This is a genomic window from Xanthomonas sp. LF02-5, from assembly GCF_034105325.1.
Classification (GTDB): Bacteria; Pseudomonadota; Gammaproteobacteria; order Xanthomonadales; family Xanthomonadaceae; genus Xanthomonas_A; species Xanthomonas_A sontii.
Window position 1 is genome coordinate 270156 of record NZ_JAXGGF010000007.1, and the last position, 9705, is coordinate 279860.

Genomic DNA, 9705 nt, shown 5'->3' on the forward strand with positions numbered 1-9705 from the left:
CGTCAGGCAGCGCGTCCTGGCTGCGGCGTGCCGCCCTACCCGCCCCCACGCACTCAGGGCTGGGCGCGCTCCAGCGACGCGTCCCCACCCAGGGTGCGATACAGCGTCACCCGATTGGTGGCTGCGGTCAGCTCCACCGCGACCAGGCTGCGCTGTGCGGCGTAGTAGCTGCGCTGCGCATCCAGGTTGGACAGCGCGCTTTCCACGCCCTCGCGGTAGCGCTGCGCGCTGGCGTCGTAGGTGTTGGCGGCATCGGCGAGGAGCGCGCGCTGCGCCTGCACCTGCGCGTCGATGGTGCCGCGCCGGGCCAGGGCATTGGCCACTTCGCCGAAGGCGGTCTGCACGGTCTTTTCGTAACCGGCCACCGCGGCATCGCGCTGCGCCTCGGTGTAGCGCACGTTGGCGCGCGCCGCGCCGCCATCGAACACGGTGTAGGCGACGCCGGCGCCAACCGACGCGGTGCGCGCGTCGTGGGTGAACAGCTGCGACAGCGCGGTGCTGGTCAGGCCCAGCAGGCCGCTCAGGCTGATGCTGGGAAACAACGCGGCACGCGCCGCACCGATCTGGGCGTTGACCGCACGCAGTTCGTATTCGGCCTGCACCACGTCGGGCCGACGCAGCAGCACGCTGGTGTCCAGGCCGGCCGGCGGATCGCCGATGCTGGCCGCGACCTCCTCGATCGAACCCGGCAACAGTGCCGGATCGACCGGAGCGCCCACCAGCAACTGCAGCGCATTGACGTCCTGCGCCAGCGCCGTGGTCTGCGCGGCCAGGTCGGCCTGCGCGGCATGCAGCACCTGGTTGGCCTGGTCCAGGTCCGAATGCGGCACGATGCCGCCATCCACCCGCTGTTCGGTCAGCGCCACGCTGGCGCCGGCGCTGCGTTCGGTGTCCTGCGCGAGCGTCAGCAGGCTGCGGTCGCTGGCATAGGTCAGCCAGGTCGTGGCGATGTCGCCGACCAGGGTCAGGCGCGTGGCCCGGGCCGCGGCCTCCTGTTCCAGATAGCGCTGCTGCGCAGCCGTGCTCAGCGCGTGCAGCCGCCCGAACAGGTCGAGTTCGAACGCGGTGACGCCCACGCCCAGGTCGTAGTTGCTGGCATAACCGGCAGCCGGTGCGGCCGCTGCGTTGCCGCCCTGGGTCGTGTCGTTGCCCGGCGCCGCGCCCTTGCCGCGATAGGAGCGCGTATAGGTCGCGCTGGTCCCCACCTCCGGCAGCAGGGCCGCGCGCTGGATGCGGTACTGCGCTCGCGCCTGGGCGATATCGGCGAGCGCGATCCGCAGGTCGCGGTTGTGGTCCAGCGCCTGCGCGATCAGCGCCTGCAGCCGCGGGTCGGCGAACACCTGCCGGTAGCTCAGCGACGGCAGCGTGGCCTCGTGCTGCGCCAGGTAGGCGTCGCCCACCGGCCACGACGGTGGGATCGGTGCGGCGGGACGCACATAGGCCGGCGTCAGGCTGCACGCCGACAGCAGACACGCGGCGCCAAGCGCGAGCGCGCGCATCAGGCCGGCTCCGGCAGCGTCGGCGCCGATGGCGGCGCGGTGCCGTTGCGACGTGCGCGGCGGCGCGCCAGCCACTCGGCCATCGCGATGTGGAAGGCCGGGGTCAGATACAGGGTCAGCGCCTGCGAGAACAGCAGGCCGCCGACCACGGCGATGCCGAGCGGGCGCCGCGCCTCGGCACCGGCGCCGAAACCCAGCGCGATCGGCAACGAGCCCAGCACCGCCGCCAGGGTGGTCATCATGATCGGGCGGAAGCGCACCGTGGCCGCTTCCAGCATCGCCGCGCGCGGCTGCTGCCAGCGTTCCTCGCCGGAGCGCTCAAGGTCCAGCGCGTAGTCCACCATCATGATGCCGTTCTTCTTGACCAGCCCGACCAGCAGGATCAGGCCGACGAAGCTGAAGAGATTGAGCTCCTGACGGAACAGCACCAGCATGAGGATGGCGCCGAACCCGGCCAGCGGCAGCGAGGTCAGGATGGTGAGCGGGTGCAGCGCGTTCTCGTACAGGATCGCCAGCACGCCGTAGATCAGCAGCACGGTGATCAGCAGCAGCATCGGCAGCGTCTTCATCGAATTCTCGAAGGCCTGCGCCGAACCGGCGAACTGGCCGCTGATGGCGCGCGCGTCGTCCTTGCCCAGGGTCTGCGCCATCAGGTTGCCGATGCCGGCGGCGGCCTCGCCCAGCGACACGCCCGGCGCCAGGTTCATCGACAGCGTCACCGCCGGCAGGCCGGCGTAATGGTTGATCGCCACCGGCCCCACGCCCATGCGCACGTCGGCCACCGCGCGCAGCGGCACCATCGGGCCGCCGGCCGCGGTCAGCACCGCGCTGGTGCCGGAGCTGCTGTTGGAGGTCTGCGTGCCGATCGCGGTGATGCCGGGATTCTGGTTGCCGTTGAACGACAGCGCATCCAGGCCGTTGAGGTCGGCCTGCGCCGCGGGATCGACCTGCAGCAGCACTTCGTACTGATCGGTGTCGCCGTAGATGGTGCTGATCTTGCGGCCGCCGTAGGCGCTGGCCAGGGTGTCCTGCAGGCCCGCGGCGGTGACGCCCAGCGCGGCGGCCTGTTCGCGGTGCAGCACCACCTCGATCTCCGGGTTCTTGAGCTGCAGGTCGCTCTGCGGATCCTGCACGTCGCGCAGTTGCCGCAGGCGCTGCAGGATGCTGTCGGACTGGGCGTACAGCGCCTTCTGGTCGGTGGACTGCAGCACGTATTGCAGCGACCCGTTCGAGGCCGTCGGCCCCATGTCGATCGCCGGCGGATTGCGCATGTTGAGGGTGATGCCCTGGATCGCGGCGACCTGCTTGCGCACGTCCTGGATCACCTCCTCGGCGCTGCCGCTGCGCTCGGACAGCGGCTTGAGCCCGATCAGCAGGCGCCCGCTGTTGCTGAGCGAGTTGTCCGAACCGATCACCGATTCGACGTTGGCCACGTTGGGATTGCGCTGGATGATCTTCACCACCGCCGCCTGCTTGGCCACGAAGTCGGCGAAAGCGGTGCCCTCGGGCACACGGGTATCGCCGTCGATCTTTCCCGAATCCACCTGCGGGATGAAGCCCTTCTCGACCACGGCGTAGACGCCGGCGGTGCCGACCAGGGTGGCCACGCCGATGACGCACATCAGGCCGATGCGCTCGGTCGCCCAGGCCAGCGAGCGCGCGTAGCCGCGTTCGCTGGCCTCGACCAGCCGGTCGAAGCGCTCGAACACCCAGCCCGCGCTCTTCTTCGGGTCGAGCCAGCGGCTGGCGAGCATCGGCGTGAGGGTCAGCGAGACGATGCCGGACAGGATCACCGCGATCGCGATCACCATGCCGAACTCGGAGAACAACCGCCCGACCAGCCCGCCCATGAACACGATCGGCAGGAACACCGCCGACAGCGACACCGTCATCGACAGCACGGTGAAGCCGATCTCGCGCGAGGCGGCGATGGCCGCGTCCATGCGACTGGCGCCCTGCTCGGCGTGGCGGACGATGTTCTCGATCACCACAATGGCGTCGTCGACCACGAAACCGACCGACAGGGTCAGCGCCAGCATCGAGATGTTGTCCAGACTGAAGTGCAGCAGGCGCATCACCGCGAAGGTGCCGATCAGCGAGGTCGGCAGCACCAGCGCCACGATCAGGGTCGCCATCCAGCTGCGCAGGAACAGCAGGATCACCACGATCACCAGCACCAGCGAGCCGACCAGGGTCCACTCCACGTCCTCCACCGAGGCGCCGATGTAGTCGCCGCGGTCGTAGAGCACGTCGAGCTGGGCGTCGCCGGGCAACTGCGCGCGAATCCCCGGCAGCGCCGCCTGGATGCCCTGGGTCACCGACAGCGTGTTGGCGCCCGGCTGGCGGTGGATGTTGATCTCGATCGCGCGCTGGCCGTTGAGCGAGGCGGCGGTCTGCAGGTTCTCGACGCTGTCCTCGGCATGGCCGACATCGCGCAGGCGCACCGGCGCACCGTCCGCGTAGCTCAGCACCATGGCGTCGAAATCGGCCGCGCGCTTGAGCTGGCCGTCGGCGCGCACGGTGTAGGACCGCGCGCGCCCCATCAGTGTGCCGGCCGGCGCGTTGCTGTTGCCCGCCTGCACCGCCGACACCACCTGGTCGAAGCCCAGGTGGCGGGCGGCGAGCAGGTGCGGATTGACGAACAGGCGCACCGCGTACTTCTGCGCGCCGTTGACATCGATCTGGCCGGCACCCGGCACCGAGGCCAGGCGCAGCGCCACGCGGTCCTTGGCGAACTGGTTGAGCAGCGGCAGCGCGATGGTCTTCGAACGCAGGATCAGGTGCATGATCGGCGCGGCGCTGGGATCCTCCTTCTGGATCTGCGCCGGATTGATCTCGCGCGGCAGCAGGCCGGCCGCCTGCGACACCGCGTTCTGCACGTCCTGCGCGGCGGCATCGACATTGCGGCTCAACGCGAACTGCAACACGATGCGGGTACTGCCGACGCTGCTGGTCGAACTCATCGTGTCCAGTCCGGGCAGGCCGCTGAACTGGCGCTCCAGCGGCGTCGCCACCGCCGCGGCCATGGTCTCGGGATTGGCGCCGGGCAGCGACATGTTGACGGTGATGGTCGGGAAGCTGACGTCGGGCAGCTCGCTGACCGGCAGCGCGAAGTAGGCCATGCCGCCGGCCAGCACCAGCGCGATCATCAGCACCGAGGTCATCACCGCGCGGCGGATGAACAGCGCCGACAGGTTCACGCAGGCCGTCCGGTCGCCGCCGCGGTCGGCGTGGCGTGCGGGTTGCCGGATTGCACCGCGGTGCCGTCGCGCAGTTCGTTGGGCACTGTGAGGATGACGCGATCGCCCGCGCGCAGGCCCTTGGCGATTACCGCCTGCCCGTCGACCATCCGCGCCACGGTCAGCGGCCGCGACACGGCATGGCCCTCGACCACGCAGTACACGTACGGCCCCTGCTGTCCCTGCTGCAAGGCGCTCTCGGGCACCGACAGCGCCTGCGGGTCCTCGGCCAGGATCACCCGCACGGTGACGAACTGCCCCGGCCACAGTGTGGCGCCGGCGTTGGCGAAGCGTGCGCGCAGCTCCAGCGTGCCGCTGCTGGTGTCGAAGGCATTGTCGAGGAACGCCACCTCGCCGCGCTCGAGCAGCGTGCCGTTCACCGCATCCAGCGCAAGTACCGGCAGCCCCAGGCCCTGGTGCCCCAGCGGCGCGGCGCGCACCGCATCGACCTGCACATGCGCCAGCGCGAAACGCACTTCGATCGGCGTGCTGACGTTGAGCGTGACCAGCGCGGTGCTGGACCCGCTGGACACCAGGTTGCCCGGCTTGACCGCGATGGCGCCGGCGCGGCCGTCGATGGGCGCGCGGATCTGGGTATAGGCCAGCGACAGCTGCGTCTGCTCGACCTGGGCCTGGTCGGCGGCGACGGTGCCGCGCAGCGAGCGCAGCGTGTCGGCCGCGGTGGTGTAGGTCTTGGGATCGACCGCGCCGGTCCTGGACAGCTTGGCGTAGCGCGCCTCGGTATCGACCGCATCCGCCGCCAGCGCCTGGTCGCGGGCCAGGGTGGCGCGCGCCTGCGCCAACGCCGCCCGCAGCGGCCGCGGATCGATGGTGAACAGCAGTTGCCCGGCGTGGACCTGCTCGCCGTCATGGATCAGCACCGACTGCAGCACCCCGTCTGCCTGCGCGCGCACCTCCACGGTCTGCGGCGACAACAGGGTGCCGGAGGTCTCGATGATGTCCGGCACCCGGTGCGGCGCGACGGTCATGGTCTGCACGCGCAAGGGCTCGGGCGCCGGCGCGGGCTGCTGGCGGTGTGCGTGCCAAACCCAGCCGCCGAGGATCAGCAGGCACAGCACCGCCAATCCAGCGAAGACAGTGACCCGACCCAGGCCGCACGCCCTGCGTGGCGTTTGATAAGCGCTCGCGCGACGACGTGGCGCGCGCAACGACATGACATCGTCGGAAATGGCAGCAGGCTGCGCGGGATCCCGTCCCGCGCCGACGTTTGGGTGCTGCCCAGGGAACCGCCCATCGCTCTGGCTTCGCATACCGGCCGCGTCCGCACTCGTGGTGATTGGCGATGCCGTGACACCAGGATCTCTGTGCGCACGCAGCGGCATAGCCTGTCCCAATGACGCCAGATCGCCAGTGATGGCTCCGTGATAGAACGCACATCAGAACGCGCAGTGTGCGTCGCCCTGTACACACGTCATCGACAGCGGCACGTCCCGGGTACCATCGCGGCGCCCGCCGGCCAGGAGCGGATCCCGGCAATCACGGACTGCCGTCGCGCTCCACCACCAGCACCCGCGCCGGACCCTGCGGGTGCGCCACATGCTCGGTGCCTTCCGGCGCATGGAACACGTCGCCGGCTTGCAGCAGCGCCGCCTGCTCGATGCCCTGCACGCGCCAGCGCATCTGCACCTGTCCGTCCAGCACCACGAATACTTCCGCCCCGTCGTTGACGTGCCAAACGTACGATTGGTCGGTCCAATGGATGCGCACGCCGATCCCGTCCAGCAGCGCCACCGGCAGCGCCTCCCAGGCGCGGCTGCCGGTGAACTCGCGCGCACGCAGCACCCGCGGCATGCCGCTCATGCCAGGTCCCGCGCGCGGCGGTTGGACTGCAGCACGTTGTCGCGCGGCAGCGGCTGCCCTGCCTGCACTGCCGCGATCCACTGCGCGGTGTCGGCGACCGCGGCGAAGTTGCTGTGGAACACCACCCCGAACACCCGGTGGATCTCCTCGGCGCTGGCCTGGCCGGCGGCGTTTGCATACGGCAGTGCGCCGCTGGCGTCGCCCAGCACTTCCACGGCCAACCCGCGGTGGAAGGCCTCGTACACGGTGGAGGCGTTGCAGTTGTGGGTCATGTAGCCGGCCACGGTCAGGGTGTCGATCGCCTGCGCCTGCAGCCAGGCGGCCAGGTCGGTGTCGGCGAACACGCTCGGCCGGGTCTTGCGCAGCAGACGCGCATGCGGCCGCGCGGCGACCTGCGGGTGCAACGCCCAACCGGCGCTGCCGTCGGCGAACACCGGTGCCTGTGCCGGCGCGGTGTGCTGCACCACCAGCACCGGCACGCCGTGCGCCTGCGCCGCGTCCATGGCCTGCAGGATGTTGGGCAACGACTGCGCCACCGGCGGATGCGCGATGGGCAGTGTGCCCTCGAAGTAGTCGTTCTGGACATCGATGACCAGCAGGGCGCGGCGGGGAGAGGACATGGGTGACTCCGGCGAAGGGGCAGCCAGTGTCGGTGGCCGCACCCGCGTCGACGAGTGGCCCGAAACACCGTTTTCGCTAAAATCGGGCCATGTCGCCGCATCGCCTCGCCGTGGTCGCCTTCGATCGCATCAGTCCCTTCCACCTGGCGGTGCCCTGCCAGGTCTTCGAAGCGCGGCCGGACACCGACCTGCCGGCCTTCGACCTGCGCGTGTGTGCCGCCGAGCCGGGACTGCTGCGCACCGATGCCGGCTTCGCCATCCAGGTGCAGCACGGCCTGGAGGCGCTGGACGACGCCGACACGGTGATCGTGCCGTCCTGGCGCGATGCCGCCGAGCCGGCACCGGCGGCGCTGTGCCAGGCGCTGCGCCGCGCCCACGCCGCCGGCGCGCAGGTGGTCGGGCTGTGCCTGGGCACCTTCGTGCTGGCCGATGCCGGCCTGCTCGACGGCCGCCCCGCCACCACCCACTGGGCGGCGCTGGCGCGCTTCGCGCAGCGCCACCCGCAGGTGCGGCTGCAGCCGGACGTGCTGTACGTGGACGACGGCGACGTGCTGACCTCGGCCGGCACCGTCGCCGGCATCGACTGCTGCCTGCACCTGGTGCGGCGCCGCCACGGCGCCGACGTCGCCAACCGCATCGCCCGGCGCCTGGTGGTGGCGCCGCACCGCCAGGGCGGGCAGGCGCAGTACATCGAACAGCCGCTGCCGGCCAGCCGCCGCGACGCCCAGTTGGGCCCGACCCTGGACTGGATGCTGCAGCGCCTGGACCAGCCGCTGCGCCTGGACGCGCTGGCCGCGCACGCGCGGATGAGCCGGCGCAGCTTCACCCGGCAGTTCCGCCAGGTGACCGGGACCACCGTGGTGCAGTGGCTGGCGCACCAGCGCCTGGTCCGCGCCCAGCAACTGCTGGAGCGCACCGACCTGCCGCTGGAGCGCATCGCCGCCGACTGCGGCTTCGGCAGTGCCGGCGCGCTGCGCCTGCAGTTCACGCGCGACCTGGGGTTGCCGCCGTCGGCGTATCGCCGCGGCTTCCGTGCCGGCTGAGCGGCCGCTGCGTTCCGCCGACCGGGCCACGTCGCCTGCACCGGCACCCGCTACAATCGGCGCATGCGCGTCTTCCTCCAGCAACGCCCCGACGGCAACGAGCCGCCACGCTACCTGCAGCTGACCCTGCAGCCGGACCTGCTCGGCGGCTGGGAACTGTTGCGCGAGAGCGGCCAGATCGGCGGCCGCGCGCAGCTGCGGCGCGAGCTCTACCTGCAGCAGGAAGACGCCAACGCCGCCTTCGAGAAAGCCCGCGACGCCCAGCTCAAGCGCGGCTTCCAGGTCATGTTCACCCGTGGCGCCGACGCGCCGCGCTAAGGAATCCCCCATGCTCAAGAACGACCGCCTGCTGCGCGCGCTGCGCCGCGAGCCCGTGGACCAGACCCCCGTGTGGCTGATGCGCCAGGCCGGGCGCTACCTGCCCGAGTACCGCGCCACCCGTGCCCGCGCCGGCAGCTTCCTGGCCATGGCCAAGACCCCGGAACTGGCATGCGAAGTGACCCTGCAGCCGCTGGCGCGGTTCCCGCTGGACGCGGCGATCCTGTTCTCGGACATCCTCACCATTCCCGATGCGATGGGCCTGGAGCTGTACTTCGTCGAAGGCGAAGGCCCCAAGTTCCGCCACCCCGTGCGCGACGCCGCGGCGATCGCCCGGCTCGGCGTGCCGGACATGGAAACCGAGCTGCGCTACGTGATGGACGCGGTGCGGGTGATCCGCCGCGAACTGGACGGCAGCGTCCCGCTGATCGGCTTCTCCGGCAGCCCCTGGACCCTGGCCTGCTACATGGTCGAGGGCGGCGGCAGCGACAACTACGCGCGGATCAAGGCGTTGGCGCTGAACGACCCCGCGGCGCTGCACCAGCTGCTGTCGGTCAACACCGACGCGGTGATCGCCTACCTGGCGGCGCAGCGCGCGGCCGGTGCGCAGGCGCTGCAGGTGTTCGACACCTGGGGCGGCGTGCTGAGCCCGGCGATGTACCGCGAATTCTCCCTGCCCTACCTGCAACGCATCGCCCGCGAACTGGCGCGCGGCGACGGCGCCGAGCGCACCCCGCTGATCCTGTTCGGCAAGGGCAATGCGCCCTACCTGGAAGAGCTGGCCGGCTCCGGTGCGGAAGGTGTGGGCGTGGACTGGACCATCGACCTGGCCGACGCCGCGCGCCGCACCGGCGGCCGCGTCGCCCTGCAGGGCAACCTGGACCCGGCGATGCTGTACGGCGCGCCGGAGGCGATCGACCGCGAAGTGCAACGCGTGCTGCGCAGCTATGCCGACGGCAACGGCGGCTCGCTGGATGGCCACGTGTTCAACCTGGGCCACGGGCTGTCGCCGGACATGCAGCCGGAGCATGTCGGGGCATTGGTGGCGGCGGTGCAGCGGCATAGTCGGCGCGCTTAAGAGCCGGGATTGGGGATTAGGGATTGGGGATTCCAGTCTCGCGCACGGTCGGCGATCTGACCGTGCGCTCGATCTCTTGCGCTTTCG

General features: G+C 71.0%; 8 protein-coding genes. 3 read left to right on the forward strand and 5 right to left on the reverse strand.

Annotated elements, in window-relative coordinates; all coding sequences use genetic code 11:
* Positions 1–53: 53 nt before the first annotated feature.
* From SLW52_RS18295 to SLW52_RS18315, 5 genes are all read right to left on the reverse strand, one after another.
* A complete protein-coding gene (locus SLW52_RS18295) occupies positions 54–1499 on the reverse strand; it encodes an efflux transporter outer membrane subunit (protein ID WP_320740889.1) in 1446 nt (481 codons plus the stop codon).
* Positions 1499–4699 (reverse strand): efflux RND transporter permease subunit, encoded by a 3201-nt coding sequence (locus SLW52_RS18300; protein WP_320740890.1) that lies wholly within the window; start codon positions 4697–4699, stop codon positions 1499–1501. The genes SLW52_RS18295 and SLW52_RS18300 overlap by 1 nt, the downstream gene beginning before the upstream one ends.
* A complete protein-coding gene (locus SLW52_RS18305) occupies positions 4696–5817 on the reverse strand; it encodes an efflux RND transporter periplasmic adaptor subunit (RefSeq protein WP_320740891.1) in 1122 nt (373 codons plus the stop codon). Before SLW52_RS18305 ends, SLW52_RS18300 begins: the two co-directional genes overlap by 4 nt.
* A gap of 418 nt (positions 5818–6235) precedes the next feature.
* Positions 6236–6559: a cupin domain-containing protein gene (locus SLW52_RS18310; protein ID WP_267111638.1), complete on the reverse strand. Its 324-nt coding sequence runs from the start codon at positions 6557–6559 to the stop codon at positions 6236–6238.
* The gene (locus SLW52_RS18315; RefSeq protein ID WP_267099187.1) at positions 6556–7179 is read right to left on the reverse strand and encodes a cysteine hydrolase family protein; all 624 of its coding nucleotides are present in this window, start codon (positions 7177–7179) and stop codon (positions 6556–6558) included. Before SLW52_RS18315 ends, SLW52_RS18310 begins: the two co-directional genes overlap by 4 nt.
* 89 nt (positions 7180–7268) lie before the next feature.
* Here SLW52_RS18315 and SLW52_RS18320 point away from each other — a divergent pair, with 89 nt between their 5' ends.
* The 3 genes from SLW52_RS18320 (at position 7269) to hemE (ending at position 9618) form a co-directional block, all read left to right on the forward strand.
* Positions 7269–8222, forward strand: coding sequence for a helix-turn-helix domain-containing protein (locus tag SLW52_RS18320; RefSeq protein WP_267099186.1), 954 nt, complete (start codon positions 7269–7271; stop codon positions 8220–8222).
* A 63-nt stretch (positions 8223–8285) separates the two neighbouring features.
* Positions 8286–8540 (forward strand): WGR domain-containing protein, encoded by a 255-nt coding sequence (locus SLW52_RS18325; RefSeq protein ID WP_010344159.1) that lies wholly within the window; start codon positions 8286–8288, stop codon positions 8538–8540.
* Between the two features lie 10 nt (positions 8541–8550).
* Positions 8551–9618: a uroporphyrinogen decarboxylase gene (hemE, locus tag SLW52_RS18330; protein WP_267092579.1), complete on the forward strand. Its 1068-nt coding sequence runs from the start codon at positions 8551–8553 to the stop codon at positions 9616–9618.
* Positions 9619–9705: the final 87 nt, after the last annotated feature.

Bases quoted from the DNA above. Each gene is read 5' to 3' on its own strand.
- SLW52_RS18295 (WP_320740889.1), bottom strand. From the start codon at position 1,499: ATGCGCGCGCTCGCGCTTGGCGCCGCGTGTCTGCTGTCGGCGTGCAGC.
- SLW52_RS18310 (WP_267111638.1), bottom strand. From the start codon at position 6,559: ATGAGCGGCATGCCGCGGGTGCTGCGTGCGCGCGAGTTCACCGGCAGC.
- SLW52_RS18315 (WP_267099187.1), bottom strand. From the start codon at position 7,179: ATGTCCTCTCCCCGCCGCGCCCTGCTGGTCATCGATGTCCAGAACGAC.
- SLW52_RS18320 (WP_267099186.1), top strand. From the start codon at position 7,269: ATGTCGCCGCATCGCCTCGCCGTGGTCGCCTTCGATCGCATCAGTCCC.
- SLW52_RS18325 (WP_010344159.1), top strand. From the start codon at position 8,286: ATGCGCGTCTTCCTCCAGCAACGCCCCGACGGCAACGAGCCGCCACGC.
- hemE (WP_267092579.1), top strand. From the start codon at position 8,551: ATGCTCAAGAACGACCGCCTGCTGCGCGCGCTGCGCCGCGAGCCCGTG.